17 protein-coding genes are annotated in these 21,440 nt (G+C 59.6%); 7 read left to right on the top strand and 10 right to left on the bottom strand.

Features of this window, described 5'->3' with window-relative positions; all coding sequences use genetic code 11:
- Positions 1–79 precede the first annotated feature (79 nt).
- Positions 80–511: a DUF1622 domain-containing protein gene (locus tag IDL90_RS07935; RefSeq protein ID WP_182142079.1), complete on the top strand. Its 432-nt coding sequence runs from the start codon at positions 80–82 to the stop codon at positions 509–511.
- 220 nt (positions 512–731) lie between these two features.
- Here the strand turns inward: IDL90_RS07935 and IDL90_RS07930 are convergent, their stop codons facing one another.
- Genes IDL90_RS07930 through IDL90_RS07905 form a run of 6 tightly spaced genes read right to left on the bottom strand, consistent with a single transcriptional unit; the run spans position 732 to position 8,680 of the window.
- On the bottom strand, positions 732–1,772 hold the full coding sequence (locus IDL90_RS07930) for a 4-(cytidine 5'-diphospho)-2-C-methyl-D-erythritol kinase (RefSeq protein WP_187995027.1): 1,041 nt from the start codon (positions 1,770–1,772) through the stop codon (positions 732–734).
- Positions 1,769–2,641 carry a 16S rRNA (adenine(1518)-N(6)/adenine(1519)-N(6))-dimethyltransferase RsmA gene (gene rsmA, locus IDL90_RS07925; RefSeq protein ID WP_187995026.1) on the bottom strand — a complete coding sequence of 291 codons (873 nt, stop codon included), beginning with the start codon at positions 2,639–2,641 and terminating at the stop codon, positions 1,769–1,771. Before rsmA ends, IDL90_RS07930 begins: the two co-directional genes overlap by 4 nt.
- A gap of 4 nt (positions 2,642–2,645) precedes the next feature.
- Complete coding sequence (locus tag IDL90_RS07920; RefSeq protein ID WP_187995212.1) at positions 2,646–3,497, bottom strand: TatD family hydrolase; 852 nt, start codon at positions 3,495–3,497, stop codon at positions 2,646–2,648.
- A 59-nt stretch (positions 3,498–3,556) separates the two neighbouring features.
- Positions 3,557–4,915 (bottom strand): glutamine-hydrolyzing GMP synthase, encoded by a 1,359-nt coding sequence (gene guaA, locus IDL90_RS07915; protein ID WP_187995025.1) that lies wholly within the window; start codon positions 4,913–4,915, stop codon positions 3,557–3,559.
- Positions 4,916–4,950: 35 nt separating this feature from the next.
- Entirely contained in the window at positions 4,951–6,684 is a 1,734-nt protein-coding gene (locus IDL90_RS07910) for an ABC transporter ATP-binding protein (RefSeq protein WP_187995024.1), read from the bottom strand.
- On the bottom strand, positions 6,665–8,680 hold the full coding sequence (locus IDL90_RS07905) for an ABC transporter ATP-binding protein (protein WP_187995023.1): 2,016 nt from the start codon (positions 8,678–8,680) through the stop codon (positions 6,665–6,667). Before IDL90_RS07905 ends, IDL90_RS07910 begins: the two co-directional genes overlap by 20 nt.
- A gap of 304 nt (positions 8,681–8,984) precedes the next feature.
- Here IDL90_RS07905 and pta point away from each other — a divergent pair, with 304 nt between their 5' ends.
- Genes pta through IDL90_RS07885 form a run of 4 tightly spaced genes read left to right on the top strand, consistent with a single transcriptional unit; the run spans position 8,985 to position 14,081 of the window.
- On the top strand, positions 8,985–10,511 hold the full coding sequence (pta, locus tag IDL90_RS07900) for a phosphate acetyltransferase (protein ID WP_187995022.1): 1,527 nt from the start codon (positions 8,985–8,987) through the stop codon (positions 10,509–10,511).
- On the top strand, positions 10,511–11,704 hold the full coding sequence (locus tag IDL90_RS07895) for an acetate/propionate family kinase (protein ID WP_182142072.1): 1,194 nt from the start codon (positions 10,511–10,513) through the stop codon (positions 11,702–11,704). The genes pta and IDL90_RS07895 overlap by 1 nt, the downstream gene beginning before the upstream one ends.
- A 5-nt stretch (positions 11,705–11,709) precedes the next feature.
- Positions 11,710–13,824 carry an NAD(+) synthase gene (locus IDL90_RS07890; RefSeq protein WP_187995021.1) on the top strand — a complete coding sequence of 705 codons (2,115 nt, stop codon included), beginning with the start codon at positions 11,710–11,712 and terminating at the stop codon, positions 13,822–13,824.
- Positions 13,821–14,081, top strand: coding sequence for a hypothetical protein (locus IDL90_RS07885; protein WP_182142070.1), 261 nt, complete (start codon positions 13,821–13,823; stop codon positions 14,079–14,081). Before IDL90_RS07890 ends, IDL90_RS07885 begins: the two co-directional genes overlap by 4 nt.
- Before the next feature lie 343 nt (positions 14,082–14,424).
- Here the strand turns inward: IDL90_RS07885 and IDL90_RS07880 are convergent, their stop codons facing one another.
- Complete coding sequence (locus tag IDL90_RS07880) at positions 14,425–15,819, bottom strand: aspartate ammonia-lyase (RefSeq protein WP_187995020.1); 1,395 nt, start codon at positions 15,817–15,819, stop codon at positions 14,425–14,427.
- 98 nt (positions 15,820–15,917) lie between these two features.
- Positions 15,918–17,042, bottom strand: coding sequence for a GuaB3 family IMP dehydrogenase-related protein (locus IDL90_RS07875; RefSeq protein WP_182142068.1), 1,125 nt, complete (start codon positions 17,040–17,042; stop codon positions 15,918–15,920).
- Positions 17,043–17,128: 86 nt separating this feature from the next.
- Between IDL90_RS07875 and IDL90_RS07870 the strand changes: the two genes are divergently transcribed.
- Positions 17,129–17,893, top strand: coding sequence for an exonuclease domain-containing protein (locus IDL90_RS07870; RefSeq protein WP_262509129.1), 765 nt, complete (start codon positions 17,129–17,131; stop codon positions 17,891–17,893).
- Positions 17,894–18,662: 769 nt separating this feature from the next.
- On the opposite strand, the gene guaB is transcribed toward IDL90_RS07870, so the two are convergent.
- Positions 18,663–20,180 carry an IMP dehydrogenase gene (guaB, locus tag IDL90_RS07865; protein ID WP_187995019.1) on the bottom strand — a complete coding sequence of 506 codons (1,518 nt, stop codon included), beginning with the start codon at positions 20,178–20,180 and terminating at the stop codon, positions 18,663–18,665.
- 363 nt (positions 20,181–20,543) lie between these two features.
- On the opposite strand from guaB, the gene IDL90_RS07860 reads away from it, so the two are divergent.
- Positions 20,544–20,840, top strand: coding sequence for a WhiB family transcriptional regulator (locus tag IDL90_RS07860; protein ID WP_259349562.1), 297 nt, complete (start codon positions 20,544–20,546; stop codon positions 20,838–20,840).
- Positions 20,841–20,951: 111 nt separating this feature from the next.
- Here IDL90_RS07860 and groES read toward each other — a convergent pair whose 3' ends face one another.
- Positions 20,952–21,245: a co-chaperone GroES gene (groES, locus tag IDL90_RS07855; protein ID WP_182142065.1), complete on the bottom strand. Its 294-nt coding sequence runs from the start codon at positions 21,243–21,245 to the stop codon at positions 20,952–20,954.
- Positions 21,246–21,440 lie beyond the last annotated feature (195 nt).

Below are 21,440 nucleotides of genomic sequence, written 5' to 3'. Positions count from 1 at the left end.
CAGCGAACTTGACGCAATCAGACAGGACCGCACCGGTAATGTAGCGTTGTGTCCGGCAGTTCGGTGAGCGGAAGAGAATATGGAAACTATCTACACGGCGATTGCGGAAACCTTTGAGTTGTTGGGCACCCTGACAATGGTGCTGGGATTCATCATCGCCCTGGCCCTCGCAGTCCGTTCCCTGAGCCGCAAAGAGGGTGGTGCCAAGGCGTTCAGCACACTACGGATCACCATCGGAAGTGCGATCTTGCTGGGCCTAGAGATCCTGGTTGCGGCAGACCTGGTGCGCACAATCACTTCGAAGCCATCGATAGAAGAGGCAGTGATCCTGGGCCTCATCGTCCTCATCAGAACCATCTTGTCCTGGTCGATCCAGATTGAGATCGAGGGCGTTTTGCCGTGGAAGCGTGCGCTCCTAGAGAGCGGCGGCTCCCTGATGGTCAAGCAGATCAAAGCAGACCATGAGCTGCAGGTTGCCTACAACGACAGGCCGGAGGGCTCGGCAGGCTAGACCTCGCAAGCACCCCAGCCCACACCAGTCGGCCCCAGCTGTGGCTCACCCTAGAGGCGCGCCATCCCAAATGTATATGTGGGGGCGAAATGTGCGTGTGGGGGGCATACCCCCGGCATACATTTCGTCCCCACATATACATTTCACGGAAGACGGAGTCAGGGCAGCCGGCGGCACCAGGCGGGGCCGGAAGTACCGGAGTCAGGGCCAGGGCGGATGGCTAAGACGCACACCACTTCGGGAGGGCCTCCTCAAGGCGAGCCCCCTCTGTCGGCCCCCACATCACCGCGGTCCCACTCACTCGTGGCAACGCCTCAAGACGTGCGGCCACGTCTTGCGCCGATTCTTCACTGTCGACTAGGGCGACCAGGGTCGGCCCCGACCCTGACATCATCCACGGAATGCCCAGATCGGCAAGTACACGGGCCGTGGCCGCCAGGTCAGGGCGCAGACTAAAGGCCGCCGACTGTAAGTCGTTCACCAGTGCAGAAGCGACCTCGGTCCCCGGGGCAAGGAGCGAGCGGCGCAGTCGCGGATCGATCGATCTCCCAGCATCGAATTCCGCTGGTCCCCCCAAGTCGTGCCCCGCCCGGGCGGCTGCATCAAAATGGTTGAACACCGCCGGTGTTGACAGACCCTCATCGGAGAAAATCGCAACCCACCACCGGGATTGCGCACTTGGCGATGACGTCCCCGGGTCGAGTTGCTCCATGTGGTCACCGCGACCCAGGCCGAGGGCGATCCCCCCGACAAGGCAAGCCGGAACATCGGCTCCCAGCGTTCGTCCCAAACGTTCGAGGTCGCACTGCGCTACCGGGTCCGACGCCAGCGCATTCATCGCCACCAACGCAGCCGCTGCATCCGCTGATCCACCTGCCATACCGCCGGCCACAGGAAGTGTCTTGTGAATCGTGATTCGCAACAAAACACCCGGTCTCGCAAGGAGTTGCGCCGCGCGGAAAGCCAAATGTCCAGGTCCATCGAACTGTGCGAAAGCCTGTGTTGCCACCGGGTCGAACCGCGGTTCACGCGAACCCGGGCCAACCGAGTACACCCTGGTGTGCACCTCGATCCGCGTTGTGGTCACCGCACCGATTGGCGAGCCTGCCGTGGCTGCGTCGAGCTCTTCGACCTCGACATACTCCCTGAGACTGATCCCCTCAAAGACACTGCTCAGGGGATGGTAGCCGCTCTCATCAACCTCTCCCACCAGCAGAGCCAGATTGATTTTCCCCGGAGCGGAAGCAACAACCCTGGTCACCGCTGCACCCACGCCCTCGCCAAGGCCACAAAATCGTCAATCTCCAGGGCTTCCGGTCGAGCTTCCGGGCTAATGCTGGCGTCTGCGAATATGCGTCCCAGTTCGACGCTATCCGGGATGAGGCTTCTCAGGGAGGCCCGCACCATCTTGCGTCTCTGTTCGAATGCGGCATCGACGAGGGCGAAAGTAGCGTCTCGAAGCTCCGTGCCGCCGCGGGAAGTTGAACTAACAGTGGTTCGAACCAACGCGGAATCAACGTTGGGGCGCGGCCAAAACACGTTGGGACCAACTATGCCCACCCGTGAAGATTGGCCATACCAGGCCAGTTTCACCGTGGGGGCCCCGTATGTCTTGGACCCCTTCGGGGCGACGAGGCGGTCAGCAACTTCTCGCTGCACCATCACCAGGGCTGACTCGAGCGACGGGAGATTAGCGAGGGCGGTCAGGAGAATGGGAACCGCGACGTTGTAAGGAAGGTTGGCAACCAGCGCACCGGGGGCCTGAGGCAGATCACTGGCCCGCAAGTCGAGGGCGTCCATGTTCACAACGAAGACGCGAGAGGCCCAGTCCCCACCCCGGGCCGCCACCGTCGACGGAAGTGCCCGTGCCAGGCCCCCGTCCAACTCCACGGCCTCAACAATGGCTCCTGCCTCAAGCAGACCCAAAGTTAGCGATCCCAGCCCTGGGCCGACCTCGAGCACCACCTGACCCGGTGTCACACCAGCCTTAGCCACTATCTTGCGGACAGTACCTGCGTCATGGACGAAGTTCTGCCCCAGTTTCTTGGTGGGCATGATTCCGTGTGCTTCGGCCAGTTCGCGGATCTCTGCAGGGCCGAGCAGACGGGATGACGACTGCTGATCTACCAACTCGTCACCAGGTCCCGTACAGCCTGCGGGAGTTTGCCATCAGAATCGCGCATGCCACATCATCCGTTACCTCCCAGAGTTCAGCAATTGCTCGAACCGTGTAAATCATTGAGTAGGAAGCATTCGGGTCTCCGCGGTGCGGCACAGGAGTGAGGTATGGAGCGTCCGTCTCAACCAGAACTAGTTCCCTGGGCATCTCCAGTAATGCTTCGCGGAGGTGCGCATTTGCGGGATACGTCAACATGCCGGAAAACGACGCATACCAGCCTCGCGAGGCCACCTCCCGCGCCATTTCGGCGTCTCCCGAAAAACTGTGAAACACAATCGGTTGGTCGCGACTAGCATCCGCATCCAAGAGCCGCACGCAGTCGCCGTGTGCGTCACGATCGTGGACCTGAACCGGCAGGTTATGGATGCGAGCCAGTTCTAGGTGCGCTGAAAACGACTCGCGCTGTGCTTCCCGCCCGGGGTCAGCGGTGCGAAAATAGTCCAACCCCGTCTCCCCAACCGCGACCACCTTTGGGTCGTCGAGGAGACCGGAAAGGTGACTCAGCGCTTCAATCAGAGGCACGTGGTGAGGAAGGATCTCGTGATCGTAGCCGTCCGGCGACTTCTCCAAGTGCCCCGCGTGAAGGGCTGCCTCATTGGGATGAATCGCGAGTGCAACCCTGACCTGCGGATACTCGTGAGCCAACTGGAGGGTCGGCTCCCAATCAGGAACTTCACACCCCACCGTGATGAGAGAAGTGACGTTGACATCCCGAGCCCGAGCAAGCTGCTCATCAAGGGGCATTCGGAACCCATCAGCCCTGGGGATTTCGCCCTCGTGAACGGGCAGGTGAGTGTGGTTGTCCATCACCGGGTACGGTAGCGGCTCGCCCTCGGGCGGCCAGTTGCGGGACTTACGCGCCACGCCTACTCCCACTCAATCGTTGCGGGCGGCTTGGGTGTGATGTCGAGGACGACCCTGTTGATCTGGGGAACTTCCGTGGTGATGCGGTCGGAAATGTCCGAAAGGACATCAAACGGCACTCGCACCCAGTCTGCCGTCATCGCATCCGTGGTCATGATCGGCCTCAGCACGATCGGATATCCGTATGTGCGTTCCCCATCTGTGACACCGACGGAGCGCACGTCTGCCAGCAGGACAACAGGGCACTGCCAAATCTGTGCATCCATGCCAGATTCCGACAACTCTTCCCTGACAATAGAGTCAGCCTCGCGCAAGATGTCGAGACGCTCTTTGGTCAGGGCACCAACAACGCGAACGCCAAGGCCGGGTCCTGGGAAGGGCTGGCGTGACACCAGCTTGTCTGGCATTCCGAGGGCGCTACCCAGTTCGCGTATTTCGTCCTTGAAGAGTCGCCGCAGCGGCTCCACCAACTCAAAGTCAAGATCATCCGGGAGACCACCAACGTTGTGGTGACTCTTAATGTTGTTGACGCCCTCACCTACTCCGGACTCGATGATGTCGGGGTAAATGGTTCCCTGAGCGAGGTACTTGACCTCTTGCCCCTTCGCGGCAGCGGCTGCAGCCAGGTCCCTCTGAGCGTCCTCGAACACCCGGATGAACTCTTCGCCAATGATCTTGCGTTTCGCCTCCGGGTCCTCCACACCTTCCAGACGCTTCAGGAAACGGTCTTCGGCGTCGATCGTCACGAGGTCGATTCCACGCGCCGCGGCAAAATCTTCTTCAACCTGTTCGCGCTCACCTTTGCGGAGTAAACCATGATCAACAAAAACGCAGGTTAGCTGGTCGCCAACCGCCTCATTGATGAGGGCTGCAACCACCGAGGAATCGACACCTCCCGAGAGCGCCAGGATCACCCGGTCATCCCCCACCTGTTCGCGCACCTCTTTAATCAACTGCTGCGCAATGGCCTCCGTCGTCCAGGTTGCCTCAACGTCTGCATCTTCAAAAAGAACACGTTCGAGGGCGCCCCTGTCGAACTCTTCCCCCGTCATCTCACGACGGTCCCTTCCAACTAGGACGGAAATCTTTCCACTGTCGTTGTCGGCGAGGACGACGGGAAATTCTTCCGCAAGCGCGGCGAAGTCAAGCGGGCCGGGTTCCTCCAAAGTGGGTTCAAGAGAAGCGAGGTCCCCGGCAATAATCACACATGCTGGTTGCTCACCAAGGAGTCGTTCAGTCGTCCAAGAACGGGGGACAACTTCGGAGTAGACGCCGCAGTCACGCACTTGACGCGCTAGTGCCTGGGCTGAGGCGGAACCAAAATCGACGACAAGGACTGTGGGGAGTTCTGTGGTAGTCACGGGCACATTCTAGCCCCGCATGCGCCCGTGACTACCTAACTCTTCTGCCACGATGCCCACAGGGAGGCATACTCTCCGTGTTGTCTCACTAGTTCCTCATGGCTGCCAAGTTCTGCGATGTTGCCGTCGATCATCACCGCAACTCGGTCGGCGTCTTGAGCCGTGTAGAGACGGTGAGCAATCGCGACGACTGTCCTTCCCTCAAGTACCCGCCCCAACGAACGCTCCAGAGAGCGTGCCGCACTGGGATCCATTAGAGATGTTGCCTCATCTAGCACCAGTGTGTGGGGGTCCATGAGGACGATTCGCGCTAGCGCCAGCTGTTGGGCTCGCCCCGGAGACAGCGGGTATCCGGCCACTCCAACCGCGGTGTCGATGCCGCCCTGAAGAGAATCAACCCAGGTGAGAGCACCAACAGCTCCCAGGGCATCCCTGATCTCTTCATCGGTTGCTGTGGCACGCGCCAGCCTGAGGTTATCGGCGATTGTGCCGACAAACACGTGGTGTTCCTGGCTGACAAGTACCACCTGCTTGCGCAGCTTGTCCTCCGCCAGATCGACAAGGTCGACACCCCCCACTGTGACGTGGCCACTCTTGGGTGGATGAATCCCGGCGAGCATGCGGCCTAGCGTTGACTTACCGGCCCCTGACGGTCCGACCATTGCGAGGGTCTCGCCCTCGACCAGACTAAGGTCAACGCCGTGGAGGACGTCGCGACCTTCCGTGTAGGCGTAGCGCACGTCGGACACCTCAACGTCGTTGTCCACAGGTTCTTTGTCGCTGGCCTCGCGGTCCGGATGAACCAAAGAGACACCAAAGATCCTGCCCAACGAGGCTTGCGAAACCTGCATTTCATCGAACCAGAAGGTGAAGTTCCAGATCGGTCCACGCATCTGGTAGGCATACATGGCGACTGCGGCAATCTGCCCAGCGGTGACTAGACCCATGGGAAGCACCCACGCTCCGAGAGCGACCACGATGACTACCGGCAGGGTCGCGAAGAACACCAGACCCACCATAAGGTAGATGCGTTGCCACGCCGTGTAGCGCTCTAGGCGCCACGCTTCACGGATTGCCTCATCGATGCGGTTGTTGCGAATGTCCTGCAGACCAAGAGCGTCAACGGTTTCAGCATTGTCGATGGTCTCGGCAATCGCCCCCGACATCCGCGCCCAAGCACTCGACCCAGCACGGTACGCCGGAAGTGTGCGCGGCAAGTACCACCGCATGACGAAAATGATGGGGATGATTGCTACAAGTAGTGACGTCGCGAGGAGCGGAGACTTCCACACCGACGCCACAATCGTCACGATGATCGACGTAGCCAACACCATGATCGCCGAGATGCCTTGACGCACCATGAACTGCACCCGCTCAACATCGCGGGTAGTCCGACCGAGGAGGTCCCCTGTGCCGGCTTCCTCCACAGTTGAAAGGGGAAGGTTCGTGACAGTTTCGACCAGTTCTTCGCGCATCTGCGCAAAAACCGTCTCACCAAAGATGCGTGCCCGGTACTCAGAGAAGTAGGCCGCAACTGCGCCCACCAGCACCAAGGCAATGGAGATCCCCACCATGGTGCCCACGTACCGCGAGGTTGTCCCCTGACGGATGTTGTCAATGATGTCGCCAAGGATCCACGGGAGTCCAACGGTGGCGGTGGCCGCTACCAACTGCAGGGCCACGACCACCCAGAATGCGGCCGCATGGCGGCGAATGAGCCTGATGAGCCCGGCGATGATCTGTCTTCCATTAGCCACGGGGAGTTTCATTGCCCTCACCTGCCTCTCTGTCCACGATGGCGGCGTAGGCCAGAGCCCCCGGCTCCCCACTTTCCGCTCGCGCCTTCAAATCCTGATGTGTTCCACGGGCCTGCTCGGTCCCGTCCTCGTCCAGCACAATCACTTCGTCACACTTCTCCAACCACAGCGGGGAGGCCGTAACCACCACTGTGGTGCGACCCTCCCTCTCTTCACGAATGGCCCTGGAGATCCTCTCTTCCGTGTGGGAATCGACGGCCGAGGTCGGTTCAACAGCCACGAGGATGGGTGCGTCTGCGTAGATAGCGCGCGCCAGGGCAACTCTCTGGCGCTGCCCCCCGCTGAGGTTTCGCCCCCGCTCAGTTAACCAACCGGCCATCCCTCCTGGAAGGGAGTCGAGGACGTCGCCGGCGTCAGCCACCGCCATTGACTTTGCGAGTCGCTCATCGTCAGGGACTCGGTCGGGACGGAATAGGGTGCCCTCTTCACGGGCTGCTTCCTCGATGTGTTCGCGGTACACCAGTTCGGTAACGCCACGCGGCGGTGGAAATTCTGCGGTGTTCCCCCGTAGTCCCGAGTGAAGGGTCCCCCTGAACAACTGGGCATCGTCCTCGGACAGAAGGATCCCCTCACGAACAGTCGCCAACGGGAGGCGCCGCACGTCCCTATCCCCGATCCGAACTTCAAACTCATCATTGACGCGAGCAAGACGCTGCGCCACCTGCGACGAAACAGCGGGAAGTGGTGCGACGAGGGCGGTGAGCAGCCCGGGCTTGATGGATACCCCAGTTGCCATATCGGTGAGCGGCGCGGAAGCGAAATCGATTGCTCCCCCGGCTTCTAGTTCCTCTTCATTCTCCAAGAGTTCCTCTGTGGTAGGTGGTTCAACCGCCGAGAAATCAGCAAGCTTTCCGGAGCCAATCCAGGCGCGAGTTCCGAGGTATGCAGCCTGACCAGCCACACTGAAGGGCGTGGACAGGTAGGCAGTCATGCCGGCGAATGCCACCAGTTCCCCGACGCTGATCACGCCCTCGAACGTCAAGAACGCGCCCAAACCGGTGATAACCGCGATGAACAACTGCGGCACGGAGGTCCGCGTGATGTTCAGGGCTGCCTGGTTGCGGGCCGCGGCGATCCCTGCGTCCCGCACCCGGTGGGACTGCTCCTTGTAACGAGCGTTGTAGTAGTCCTCTCCACCGACACCTCGCAGCACACGCAGCCCCATCACCGCATCGGTGGAAATGGTGGTGAGCTTGCCTGATTCCTCACGGACCACAGAAAACTTCTTCTGCATGGGCTTGACGAGCAGCGCTATCGAGATCAGCGCGATAGGCAAACCAATGACGACAACTGTCGCCAACAGGGGTGACATCTGGTACATCACAAAGGTGACGACGGTGATCGCCAAGATTGAGGAAACCACTTCCGCAACAAAGAGGACCGCGGCCCCCACCTTGTCTGAGTCATCAATAATCCCAGTGACAACGTCACCCGCGGGCTTATCCTGCTTAGCGGCACGCCCCGCGCGTGAAATGCGGTGGGCAACGGTCCGCGCCGGACCGAAGCAGCCGTTGAGGAATGCGGCAATTTCGCCCATCTGGTTGAAGCCATCACCCAGTGACATCACCAGGATCAAACCTACGAAAAGTGCAAGCCACCCCCAGGTGGGTCCCGAAAGACCAAAGTCGATTGCGGAATCTATCGAACTGCCCATGATGGCGGGAAGCAATGCACCGATCACCGTGCCAACTGACAGGGCGATTGTTTGAACGATGATCGGACCACGACATGCCTTCATCACCGCCAGGAGGAAACCCTTCTGTGTGGTGCCGTAAAACAGGGGCGGCCCCTTGGGGGCCTGGAGCATCTTGGGCCACCGCTTTGGAGTTTTACCCAAAGGTGGCAGCTTGATGCCGGCTTCATCCGCGCGCTCTTCAAGAAACTGCGTGGCACCCGAGGCCTCTGTAGACCCTGAGTTCCAGGGGGAAGTGGGGGAGCTTTTTGCCATAATATGCCTCTAAAGACGTGGAGGTTCCTATAAGAAAAGTCTGATTTGGTACCGAGAGCGCAGATCACCCGTCTCCGCTGGGGAGCCCTTGGGGTGTGGCGCGTCTGTCCGACGGTTACGCTGTCGCTACTGCGACCAAGCGGATCGGACTACCGGAAGTTTTGAGACATAGCCACCACCTTAGCGGCAGGAAAGGGGAAGAAACAAATCAGTGTCGAGCGGTACGATGGAACGTGGAAATGCCCGCGCGCACCTCGTCTGCATGGCCCGCTGTAACTCTTCACTGGGCCAGTAAGGAATAACAGTGTCTTCACGTCTAATAGTTTTGGGTTCAGAGGCCGCAGAGGTCGTCAACCAGGTATTCGAAGATCTTCAAGCAACCCTCGAAGAGGGCGAACTGGGTTCTGATCTGGGCGTCTTCAATGCCTATTCGGGCGGAACCACCGCGGACCTAGTCAAGAATCCCAAGACCGCCCTCGGCGAAAGTGTGGTGTCCCTACGCTCGGCACAGCAGGGCACCGTAATCGTGCAGGGTGTCGGGGCCGTTCCGTCGCCCTCGTTCGACCTGCTGGGGTGGAACCTGGATCTGGCTGCAAGTGCTGATCTGTCCGTTGTTTATGCACTGGACGGGGCGGGAATGAGCGCGGATTTGCTGGACCAGGAAGTCACTACCTTCCTTGCTAGGGCAACCAGGCACCACGCGACCGTGGCTGGCGTTGTTGTCTCTGGCGCCCGAGGTGTTGCAATCTCTAAAGACGTAGTCCCCGTGTTCGACGCACCGCTTGCGGCAGATGACATCCACTCCCTTCTTGTAGCGGCGCCTGACGTTGTTACCCCACTGGCATTTCAGGGTGACCTCCTCAAGCGCGCCGCAGCGAACCGGCAGCGAATCGTCCTTCCCGAACCCGAGGATGAGCGAATCCTCACTGCAACTGATGAGCTTCTTGCCCAGGGTGTTGCAGACATCGTCCTGATTGGGAACGAGGGCGAGATCCGCGCCAAAGCCTCCGCCCTCGGACTGAACATCGACGGAGCCACAGTCCTGGCCACTTCGGACCCCGACCACTTCGAGAAGTACGCGGAAGAGTTGGCGCGTCTTCGCGCGGCAAAAGGCATGACGGTCGAGGACGCACGGAAGGTCGTTGCAGATCCGACCTACTTCGCCACCATGATGGTGAAAATGGGCGACGCTGACGGAATGGTGTCGGGTGCGACCCACACGACCGCGGACACAATCCGCCCCGCATTCCAAATCATCAAGACGGCCCCCGGCGTCAACCTGGTGTCCTCCTCTTTCCTGATGCTCATGTCTGACCGGGTCATGGTGTTTGGTGACTGCGCTGTCGTTGTCTCCCCCACCGCGGAGCAAATGGCGCAGATTGCGCTTTCTAGCGCGCAGACAGCAAGAGCTTTTGGTGTTGACCCCAAGGTTGCACTGCTTTCCTACTCGACCCTGGGGTCGGGATCCGGCCCTTCACCCGATCTGGTTACCGAGGCAACGCACTTGGCGCGGGAGGCTGCACCTGACTTGGCGATTGAGGGCCCACTCCAGTTTGATGCGGCCATCGATCCCACGACGGGCAAGCAGAAAGCCCCTGGCTCCCCTGTCGCGGGCGCGGCAAACGTCCTCGTCTTCCCAGACCTCAACTCGGGCAACATCGCCTACAAGGCCGTGCAGCGCACCGCGGGCGCCGTCGCGGTTGGCCCAATCCTTCAGGGGTTGGCTAAACCAATCAATGACCTCTCCCGTGGCGCAACAACTGAAGACATCGTCAACACCGTGGCAATCACCGCCGTCCAGGCCCAGGCACAAGCAGAAGGAAACAAGTAATGCCTCAGACCGTATTGGTTATCAACTCCGGATCCTCGTCTCTCAAGTACCAGCTAATCGATCCGGACACTGGGCATTCTGTAGCTCAGGGGCTTGCGGAACGCATTGGCGAGGACGTGGGACACCTGCACCACCGCTACTCGGTGCGCGAAGTTGACATTACTGAACCCATCCCCACTCATGCTGACGCCATGAAAATGATCCTCGACCTCTTCGAAGAGGTCGGCCCCCCACTCGAAGAAGCAAACATTGTCGCGGTCGGTCACCGCATTGTTCAGGGTGGCCGTTACTTCAACGGCCCAGCGCTTGTTGACGACCGGGTGATTCGCCTTATTGATGAACTCTCAACACTGGCACCGCTGCACAACCCGCCGGCTCTGGTTGGAATCAAGGTTGCGCAAGAACTCCTCCCGCAGATCCCCCAGGTCGCCGTATTCGACACCGCGTTCTTCCAGGATCTTCCTCCAGAGTCTGCCCTCTACGCCCTCGACCGCGACATTGCGGAACGCTACTCAATCCGTCGCTATGGCGCCCACGGAACCTCACACCGCTTCGTGTCGAAGCGCGTCTCTGAGATCCTTGGCGGCCGCGACCTCAAGCAGATTGTTCTCCACCTCGGAAATGGCGCATCAGCGTCCGCGATTGTTGGGGATCACGCCGTGGACACTTCAATGGGCATGACGCCACTTGAGGGACTGGTGATGGGAACCCGAACCGGTGATATTGACCCGGCCGTCACCTTCTACTTGCAACGCGTCGCAGGAATGTCAGTTGATGACGTCGATGAACTGATGAACCGCCGTTCCGGTCTGAAGGGGCTGACCGGCGACAACGATATGCGTCAGGTTCGCGATATTGCCCGCTCCGGTGACCACAGCGCCCGCAAGCGCGCCCGCGAAGCCCTCAACATCTACGTCAACCGCATCGTCAAGTACATCGGTGCCTACACGGCAGAGATGGGCGGCCTCGACGTCCTCACGTTCACGGCCGGTATCGGTGAAAATGATATTGATCTTCGCCGCGAGGTCTGCCAAAGGCTTGAGCCCCTCGGGCTGCTTCTAGACGAAGAGGCAAACGGTCAGCGCCCGCGCGATGCCATCACGATCTCTCGCAAGGGCTCCGTCGTGCGTGTCATGGTTGTCCCCACCAACGAGGAACTTGCCATCGCCACCCAAGCGATGACGGTGGTCTAACCCCGATGGATACGTACAGGTCAATCTATTGCCATGGGCTGGTCCGCGTTGGCGGTGTCACTGTGCCCGTTCACCTTGCCGACCCGTCCGCAAATGCAGCAGAGGTGATTCGCGCCGCGCGGGCATGTCATGAGGAGGCAGTTGCGGTTGCGGTGTTTCCTGAGCTAACACTCACAGGCTACTCCATAGATGACCTGGTTTTCAGCGCTCCCCTGTTGGCGGCAGTACGTCGGGGAATCGACGAGATTGTGGCTGCCTCGGCAGACCTCTTCCCCATCCTGGTTTTCGGCGCCCCCCTGGAACTGCGCGACCGCCTCTACAACTGCGCTGTGGTCGTCCATCGAGGGCGAATCCTGGGAATCACCCCCAAGATGCACCTGCCTGCATACAGCGAGTTCTATGAGAAACGGTATTTTTCAACTCTCGATGCAATCAGCGAAGTCAAGGCGACGCGTTGGGATGGACGACTGGTGGAGGATTCCGAGGGCGGGGAAGGCGCCTTCCCCTTCGGCTCCTTCCAGGTCGAAGCAAGCGATCTTCCGGGGTTCCGTCTGGCCGTAGAGATTTGCGAGGACGTGTGGGTGCCCATTGCGCCCTCGTCCGTAGCTGCCCTCCAGGGGGCAACCATCATCGCTAATCTGTCGGCTTCCCCAGCGACAGTGGGGCGAACCTCAACGCGGCACTCTCTGATTGCAGCCCAGTCCCTCACTTCTCTAGCGGCCTACGTCTATTCGGCGGCGGGCTTTGGTGAGTCCTCCACCGACTTGGCATGGGATGGAGAAACCTTGATTTGCGAGGTCGGGCAGACACTTGCACACACCACTACGTTCCGTCCCGCCCTCGACATCACCGTCGCGGACGTCGACGTGGACCTGCTGGTGAATCGGCGACGCAAACAGAACACTTTCGCAGACAACGCACACACCGCCGAGGTCGGTGAGCCGCCTGCGGTTGTAAGTGTGGAACTTGCGCCTCCGCGCCACGATGTCGGGGTTCACCGTGCGATTGCTCGCTTCCCGTTCATGGGCGGTGTCGAATCCCAGGTGAATGCCCCAGCGGAAGAGGCGATGGCTATCCAGGTGAACGCCCTCGTGCGGCGCATGGTCGCCATCAACACCTCAAAGCTGATCATCGGAGTCTCTGGCGGGCTTGACTCGACTCTCGCATTGCTTGTTGCGGCGCGTGCAATGGATGAGCTGGGGCATCCTCGCAGCGATATTCTCGCGTTCACCATGCCCGGTTTCGGCACTTCAGAGAAGACGCGAACGAATGCTGAAGTCCTTTCCAACGAGGTCGGGGCCACGTTCAGCGAGTTGGACATACGCCCGGCTGCAAGGGCAATGCTCACGGCGATGGGTCACCCTTTTGGCGCTGGGCAGCCCGTATATGACGTGACGTTTGAGAACGTTCAGGCCGGTCTGCGAACTGACTACCTGTTCCGCTTAGCGGGGCAGAACCACGGGATCGTTGTGGGTACTGGGGATCTTTCTGAGTTGGCGCTTGGATGGTGCACGTTTGGCGTTGGCGACCACATGAGCCACTACGGCGTCAATGCCGGCCTTCCCAAGACCATGATTCAAGAGGTCTTGCGTTGGGTGATCAGTTCCGAGGCTTTCGGGACGTCCGTCACGGGCGTACTGTCGAGCATTCTCAACACGGAGATTTCCCCCGAGTTGGTGCCGGGTAGTGATGGCGGCGGGCAGTCGACGGAGGCTGCTATCGGCCCGTACGAACTGCAGGATTTCACGCTCTACCATCTGCTGAATGCGGGGTTCGGGCCAGCGAAGATACTCTTCATGCAAGAGGTTGCATGGGGTGAGAAGTACTCGCGAGCTGAGATGGTGAAGTGGCTGGGGGTCTTCTTCAGGCGTTTCTTTGCCAGCCAATACAAACGTTCTACGCTACCGAATGGCCCGAAGGTGATGGCCGGGGGCTCGCTGTCACCGCGCGGTGACTGGCGGATGCCAGCGGATGCACTGGCCGCGCCTTGGCTTGCGGAGCTGGAGCAGCTCGAGGCCAACCTCAACGGGCTTGAGCCAACGCCCAACACACCGGAACCGGACCCCAGAGCGACTAAACCAGACCTGCGACTCCAAGACGAAGGGACGCCGGAAGCATGACTGTCTTAGTGTTTGTCTTGGCGGTAGCGTTCGGTGTTCTGGCGGGCGCCCTGGCGGTAATCGCGAGGGTTTCTCCCGCCAAGAAGCGCGCCTACTACACGGGCGGGGCTGCGGTTTCCCTGATTCAGGCCCTCACCTTCGGAGTGATGGCGACATACCCTGCGCTGCAGACGGCTGGCTACATCATTGTGATTGCGCTGGTCGGCATCGTCCTCACAGGCATTTTGGTCTACAGAGGTCGCACAACCCAGGTCTAGCGCGTCTGGGCTTCACGGGCGACACCGGCCCCAACCCGCAGTCGGCCGACCGATCCACCGCCCACCATGCCGGTCCACCACGCCGACCCACCACGCCGACCCACCACGCGACCGGCCCACCACGCGACCGGCCCACGCACGTTCGGGACCCCCGGCCCCCACGCGTAAGGTCGCCGCTGTCACCTAAGGTGGCTTGTAATTCTCCAAAACGGCGGCGACCTAAGGCGACAGCGGCGACCTTAGAGGCGCGGGTCCTCAAATGTATACGACGGGACGAAATGTGCGTCTGGGGTCGATACCCCAGACGCACATTGGGCCCCCACACATACATTTGGGCAGCGGGTTAGCTCTGCTTCGGACCCGTCATGGAGTAGACGTCAAGCGCGGCGTCGAGCTGCTCCGAAGTGACTTCCCCACGCTCAACGAATCCAAGGTCCTCAACGGCCTCGCGAACAGTCATATCGTTCTTGACCGAGTGCTTGGCAATCTTCGCGGCATTCTCGTAACCGATCAGACGGTTAAGAGGCGTGACGATCGAGGGTGACGACTCTGCATAGCGGCGGCATGCCTCAACATTTGCGGTGATTCCATCAACGCAGCGGTCGGCCAAGGTGCGCGAAACGTTACCCAGGATGTTGATGGACTGGAGCAAGTTTGCTGCCATAACCGGCAGCATGACCAGCAGGTCAAAGTTGCCCTGAGACCCGGCAAACGCGATAGCAGCGTCGTTGCCGATTACCTGACCCGCCACCATGACTGTTGCTTCAGGCAGCACGGGGTTGACCTTACCCGGCATAATGGAAGACCCGGGCTGCAGGTCGGGAAGGCTGATTTCACCCAGACCCGTGCGGGGACCGGATCCCATCCAACGCAGATCATTGGCGATCTTGACCAGGGAAACAGCAACTGTACGCAGCTGCCCGGAAAGCTCCACCAGGGAGTCCTGCGCAGCCTGAGCCTCAAAGTGGTTCGGGGCTTCAGTGAAAGGAAGTCCCGTGTTCTCAGCAATCAGCTCAATAACACGAGCGGAGAAACCCGCAGGCGTGTTGATTCCTGTACCAACCGCGGTCCCGCCTAGGGGAAGCTCCGCGAGCCTCGGCAGTGCGCCCTCGACCCGCTCAACACCGTACTTCATTGCCTGCGCGAAGCCTGAAAACTCTTGGCCCAGCATGATTGGGGTGGCATCCATGAGGTGGGTACGGCCGGACTTGACGACACCCTCGAACTCCACAGACTTGTTTTCCAGCGAGTTCTGCAGGGTCTTCAGCCCCGGAAGAAGCACCTCAACTACAGCCTGGTAGGCAGCAATGTGGATTGATGAAGGGAAGACGTCGTTCGAAGACTGGGAAGCATTGACATGGTCGTTGGGGTGCACTGACTTGCCCGCAATGGTTGATGCCAGGCTTGCCACGACCTCGTTCGTGTTCATGTTCGAGGACGTTCCGGAACCTGTCTGGAAAACGTCAATCGGGAACTCTTTGTCGTGCTTGCCCGCGATTACCTCATCTGAGGCCTCGACGATTGCCTGTGCGATCTCACCGTCGACGACACCAAGTTCCTGGTTTGCTAGAGCAGCCGCACGCTTGATCTGTCCGAGGGCGGCAATGTGGTGGGGCTTGAGGGTCTCCCCGGAAATCGGGAAGTTTTCTACTGCACGCTGGGTTTGTGCCGCGTAGAGGGCATCCTTGGGTACCTTCACTTCACCCATCGTGTCGTGCTCAATGCGGTATTCCGTCATGTTTTTCTCCTTGAGATCGCTTCTCTATTACGTTTGATGCCGATTTGGTTGCGGCCGGTTCAGGCCAAGCTTTGAAGCAACGGCTTGCCATGTCTTTGTTACGTTGGTCTGTAAGGGCTGACCACGACCTCGACCCTTTGCAGATCCTTCACTTCTGCGTATCCAGTCGTTGCCATCGCACGCTTCAGGGCGCCGATGAAGTTCAGGTATCCGTCGTCACGCACCGACGGACCGTAAAGAATCTGCTCAAAAGTGCCCACAGTTCCCACGTGAGCCCGGTGTCCGCGGGGTACCTCGGGGTGGGTGGCTTCCGAACCCCAATGCCAACCACGGCCCGGAGCTTCAGTGGCGCGTGCGAGGGCGGCCCCCAACATGACAGCATCAGCCCCACAGGCGATAGCTTTGATCATGTCACCACTTCGCCCCATACCTCCATCGGCAATGACGTGGACATAGCGACCACCCGATTCATCAAGGTAATCGCGCCTAGCTGCCGCAACATCGCCTATGGCCGTCGCGTTTGGCGCGTGGATCCCTAGCGATTGACGCGTGGAATGTGCGGCCCCGCCACCAAATCCCACCAGAACACCAGCCGCCCCCGTACGCATGAGGTGCAGCGCCGCCGTGTACGTCGCCACTCCCCCGACAACAACAGGGACGTCCAGCTCATAGATGAAGCGCTTGAGGTTCAGTGGCTCACTTCTGCTTGAGACGTGTTCCGCAGACACCGTGGAGCCACGAATGACGAACAGCTCGATCCCGGCCTCGACCGCAGTTCGCCAGTGCCGTTGGGTCCGCTGCGGGGAAAGTCGCCCGGCCACCGTCACGCCGGCAACACGCATCTCCTCAAGGCGCTGACCAATCAGCTCGTCCCTGATGGGTGCGGAGTAGATTTGTTGGAGCCGCGAAGTGATATCGCTATCCGGGGCCCGGACAATCTCTTCCAGAAGTGGAAGTGGATCCTCATATCGTGTCCACAGCCCGTCGAGGTCGAGGACGCCAACGCCACCAAGTCGACCAATCTCAACTGCTGTGCTGGGGCTCATCACGGAGTCCATGGGTGCTGCAAGCACTGGAATATCCAAGTGGTATGCGTCCAGCTGCCATGAGACATTGACATCTTCGGGGTCCCTGGTACGACGCGCTGGTATCAGAGCAATATCGTCCAAGCTGTAAGCTCTACGCCCACGCTTTCCCCTACCAATTTCTACCTCATAGCTCACCCGTACAGTCTATTGGGTGTCTCAATGGAGCGAGGGGACTAAGGGCGGTAGTTCTGATTGTCGGAACCCTGGTGGAGAATGGAAGCATGATAGAGACGACGCAGACAGACGCCCAGAACATGCAGGAGCCGCCGTGGGCCGCTCGCCCCTGGGCTGGCTTTGACACGGAGACGACGGGGGTCAATCCGCACGCAGACAGGCTTGTCAGCGCTGCGATAGTCCATCGCATGGGTCACCTTTCGGGCGAGGGCGAAGGTCGGCACCTCACATCGTTTTCGCACCACACTTGGCTTGCGGATCCCGGGGTGGCGATTCCGCCCGCGGCAGCGGCAATCCACGGTATTACAACCGAATACGCACGCACCCACGGCCAACCCATAGAAGTGGTTACGGATGAAATTGCCGAGGCTCTGGCCGAACACTTCCGTAGTGGCGGAATCGTTGTGGTGTTCAACGCTGGCTTCGACATCCCCCTCCTCGAAGCAGAAGCTGTGCGTCATGACGTGCCAACCCTCAGGTCCCGATTGGGGACGGAAGTGGGGCCAATCATCGATCCTCTCGTCCTCGACCGCGCACTTGACAGGTTTCGCAAGGGGAAGAGGACGCTCTCCGACCTCGCAAACGTGTATGGGATCGAATTACCTTCAGACACACACCAGGCGCATGTTGACGCAGAACTAACCCTGAAAGTGGCAGAGGCACTTATCGCAAAGTTCCCAGTGCTCGCGGAGATGACAGCCTCGGAGGTTCACGATTTCCAGAGGACAAGCCATGCGCGCTGGGCAGAGGATTTTGAGGGCTATTTGAGGAAGCAGGGCCGCACCGCAACGATCTCGCGGAACTGGTTCTAGACGGCAGTCCTACCCAACCCGCGGTTGGCGCTCCACCCGACTCGCGGTTGGCGTCCCGCCTGCTGTGTGGTTGATGACCCACCGGACTCGTGGTTGGCGCTCCACCTGGTTCATAGTTGATGACCCACCCGACTCGTGAAATGTATGTGTTGGGTGCTGATGGCGGCCTGGGGTGCATACCCCAGGGTCACTTCGGGTCCCCACGTATACATTTCGCACGATGCGCGGGCTGCAAGGCTGTTTTCACGTGCTGTCAAACTGTTTGGAGACAGTGGGTTGTCATTTGCTTGTTGTTGCGGTTGGTACCGGCACTACCCCGCGTCATAGCGGAGCGGGTTACGCCTTACGGAGCGGGTTTGGCTTACATAACGGCGTGATTCAAGGAGAAGCCGGGCAGAACTCGCTCCGTACGGTAGAACCCGCTCCGTAATGCTTGGGAGGCTCTGAGAGGTCGGGCCCAAGCGCCCGTCGCCAGTTCTCAAGTTTCCACCACTGGCACTGCAGACCCTGTGGCGCAACAGTCAAAGGTCCCAATCTCCCACCCCAGGCTCACAGGCAGCTTGACACACACGGATGACGGCCGGAGCGCTCACCCCTGCGGAGTGATCCAGCACTGAGGGACGCTCACCGCTGCGGGGTCATCCAGCATCCCGGAGCTACTTGGGCCTTAGCGAGCCGGTCTGGCGCAACACGACCTCACATCACACCGTTATACCAGCCCCACCGGCTCACTAAGGCCTAGCCCGCTCCTTAAAGCCCGACAGGCTCGCTAGAAAGTGTTCGATGACTTGTAGTTCGGGGCCTGAGCCGTGATCGTCACGTCATGTGGGTGCGACTCTCGCAAGCCGGCGGCGGTTATTCGGATCAAGCGTCCCTTGGCTTGCAGGGCATCCAAGGTCGAAGATCCCGTGTAGAACATCGACTGATGCAGTCCACCAACCAGCTGATTCACGTTTGCTGCAAGTGAGCCTGCGAAGGGGACCTGCCCCTCAATACCTTCTGGGACCAGCTCATCATCACTCTGCGCTTCCGCCTGAAAGTAGCGGTCTTTAGAGAAGGACTTACGACCTCGTGAGCTCATAGCCGACATGGAGCCCATCCCACGATAGACCTTGTACTGCTTGCCGCCACTGAAGACAAGATCCCCGGGGGCTTCTTCACAACCAGCCAACAGGGAACCCAGCATGGCCGTGGACGCTCCGGCGACTATCGCCTTAGCGATGTCCCCTGAATACTGCAATCCTCCGTCAGCAATGATTGGTACATCAGCGGGAGCGCAGACGCGAGACGCCATGTCAATAGCAGTCACCTGCGGAACACCAACACCAGCAACAACGCGTGTCGTGCAAATGGACCCCGGCCCAACGCCCACCTTGACCGCATCGACGCCCGCATCAACGAGTGCGCCAGCGCCCTCTTCCGTCGCTACATTTCCGCCAATCACATCAACGCCGCTGAATCCAGAGTCAGCCTTGATCCGCTTGATCATCGCAAGGGCAAGCTCAGCACCCCCGTTTGCGGTGTCCACAACAAGAATGTCAACTCCCGCATTGGCCAGCGCTTCAGCACGCTCCATGGCATCACCCCAGTACCCAACGGCGGCTGCAACCAGAAGCCTGCCTGCCGAATCTTTCGATGCCGCGGGATACTGCTCGGTCTTAACAAAGTCTTTGACGGTAATCAGTCCGGCTAGGCGTCCATCCTCATCAACGAGCGGCAGCTTCTCTACCCTGTGTTCGCGAAGCAGTGCTTTCGCATCCTCGCGACTAATGTCCGCTGGTCCCGTTATCAACGGCATTTTTGTCATGCACTCTGCGACGGTCGTGGTAGACCACAATGAGGAAGGGACAAAACGCAGATCTCGGTTGGTGATGATGCCGAGGAGGTAACCGCCCTCGTCCACTACCGGCAGCCCGGACACCTTGTACTTCCCACAAAGCTCATCAAGTTGTTCAATGGTCGCGTGAGCTGGGACCGTGACGGGGTCTGCCACCATTCCGGACTCACTGCGCTTTACCAAACGCACCTGGTCCGCCTGTGCCTCGATTGGAAGATTGCGGTGAATGACACCGAGCCCCCCAAGCCGCGCCATTGCAATCGCCATACGGGCTTCTGTAACAGTATCCATGGCAGCGGAAAGCAGTGGGATTCGCAGACGAAGATTACGTGTAACAAGGGTTGAGGTATCAACATCTGAAGGGATGACGGACGTTACTTCCGGCAAGAGTAAGACGTCGTCGTAGGTGAGTCCAGTTCCAACAATTTTATCTGTGCGGTAGTGCCCCATACAGGTAGTTTAGCGATCCGTTTGTACGCTATGTCCACACGTCTGGGGCGCAGCAGATACGGGGAGTGGGCCCAACCACAGAACTACGTTGAGGACCTCCGGTTCCAAGTATTGCTACGGGCTTCATGAGACTGTTCTGTGCGCTTACATGACATATTTATGCGCAAATCTGAGATGCCTGTAAGCACTGGTGGCAAGCATTTTCGACACGCCTACGCTGTCGGCGCAATGTTGTACCAGTTGCTGTCACTTCCTTGCAGAACCACGGTGATCTTTCCTACGCTAGTACTCGTTGAGATTATCCGAGGGCGAATAAGCAACACCCCCGGATCTTTGGTGCCAAATCTTGGGGGTTGTTTCAAAGTGGCGGAAATCGCACATCTACCTGGACCGCTCATCGACAACTGGGAATGGCAGTACCAGGGATCGTGCCAGAACATGGACACTGAACTCTTTTTTCACCCCGAGGGAGAGCGTGGCCCATCAAGAAAACGCCGCGCATCCCAAGCCAAGCGAGTCTGTGCCCGCTGCCCAGTGCAGGCAGAGTGTAGAGCGCATTCGATAGCAGCCAGGGAACCCTTCGGCATTTGGGGCGGCCTGACAGAAGAAGAACGCCGCCGGGAAATCCGCGCGTTGAATGAGCAAACCCTCGCAAGCTAGGCGACAGTCAATATCCTCCTTCTCGCCTAGCCAGGCAGGCGAGCAAAAGAAAGCGGAGGTCAGACCGAAGAACTCGGTCCGACCTCCGCTTTGCTTTACTTAGCCGCCCTGTTAGCCAATCTTGGCAAGAATGTCGCGGGCAGAAAGAATCAAGAAATCCTCTCCCGAAACGGTTACCTCGTTGCCTCCGTAACGGCTGTAGATGACTGTGTCACCCACGGCAACATCCATGGGTACGCGGTTACCAGCGTCGTCAACGCGGCCGGGGCCAACTGCAAGGACTTCACCCTGCTGTGGCTTTTCGGTTGCCGTGTCCGGGATTACCAAGCCGGACGAAGTTGTCTTTTCCGCGTCTACGGTGCGAAGGACCACGCGGTCCTCAAGCGGCTGAATGGAGATCGACATTGTCGCACTCCCTTTCTAACTGTCGTAACAACATATTCTCAGTTGGGCTTACGCCCGGGTGCCTTGCCGTCGCGGGGGTCAAGACTCCAAAACTAATCGAGGAGCCGGTAAGGACGACCTCGATCTGGAACCAGTCTAAGCCCCAGTTGGCACTCAAACAACCGGAGTGCCAACTGGACTCTGTAGCGTTACCCA

It is taken from the genome of Schaalia sp. JY-X159 (assembly GCF_014525425.1).
GTDB lineage: Bacteria > Actinomycetota > Actinomycetes > Actinomycetales > Actinomycetaceae > Scrofimicrobium.
This window is presented reverse-complemented; position numbering and strand designations above follow the sequence as displayed.

Coding starts and splice junctions, on each gene's coding strand:
- IDL90_RS07895 (WP_182142072.1), top strand. CDS start 10,511: ATGCCTCAGACCGTATTGGTTATCAACTCCGGATCCTCGTCTCTCAAG.
- IDL90_RS07920 (WP_187995212.1), bottom strand. CDS start 3,497: ATGGACAACCACACTCACCTGCCCGTTCACGAGGGCGAAATCCCCAGG.
- IDL90_RS07880 (WP_187995020.1), bottom strand. CDS start 15,819: ATGACGGAATACCGCATTGAGCACGACACGATGGGTGAAGTGAAGGTA.
- IDL90_RS07910 (WP_187995024.1), bottom strand. CDS start 6,684: ATGAAACTCCCCGTGGCTAATGGAAGACAGATCATCGCCGGGCTCATC.
- IDL90_RS07905 (WP_187995023.1), bottom strand. CDS start 8,680: ATGGCAAAAAGCTCCCCCACTTCCCCCTGGAACTCAGGGTCTACAGAG.
- IDL90_RS07935 (WP_182142079.1), top strand. CDS start 80: ATGGAAACTATCTACACGGCGATTGCGGAAACCTTTGAGTTGTTGGGC.
- IDL90_RS07885 (WP_182142070.1), top strand. CDS start 13,821: ATGACTGTCTTAGTGTTTGTCTTGGCGGTAGCGTTCGGTGTTCTGGCG.
- guaB (WP_187995019.1), bottom strand. CDS start 20,180: ATGGGGCACTACCGCACAGATAAAATTGTTGGAACTGGACTCACCTAC.
- groES (WP_182142065.1), bottom strand. CDS start 21,245: ATGTCGATCTCCATTCAGCCGCTTGAGGACCGCGTGGTCCTTCGCACC.
- IDL90_RS07870 (WP_262509129.1), top strand. CDS start 17,129: ATGATAGAGACGACGCAGACAGACGCCCAGAACATGCAGGAGCCGCCG.
- IDL90_RS07890 (WP_187995021.1), top strand. CDS start 11,710: ATGGATACGTACAGGTCAATCTATTGCCATGGGCTGGTCCGCGTTGGC.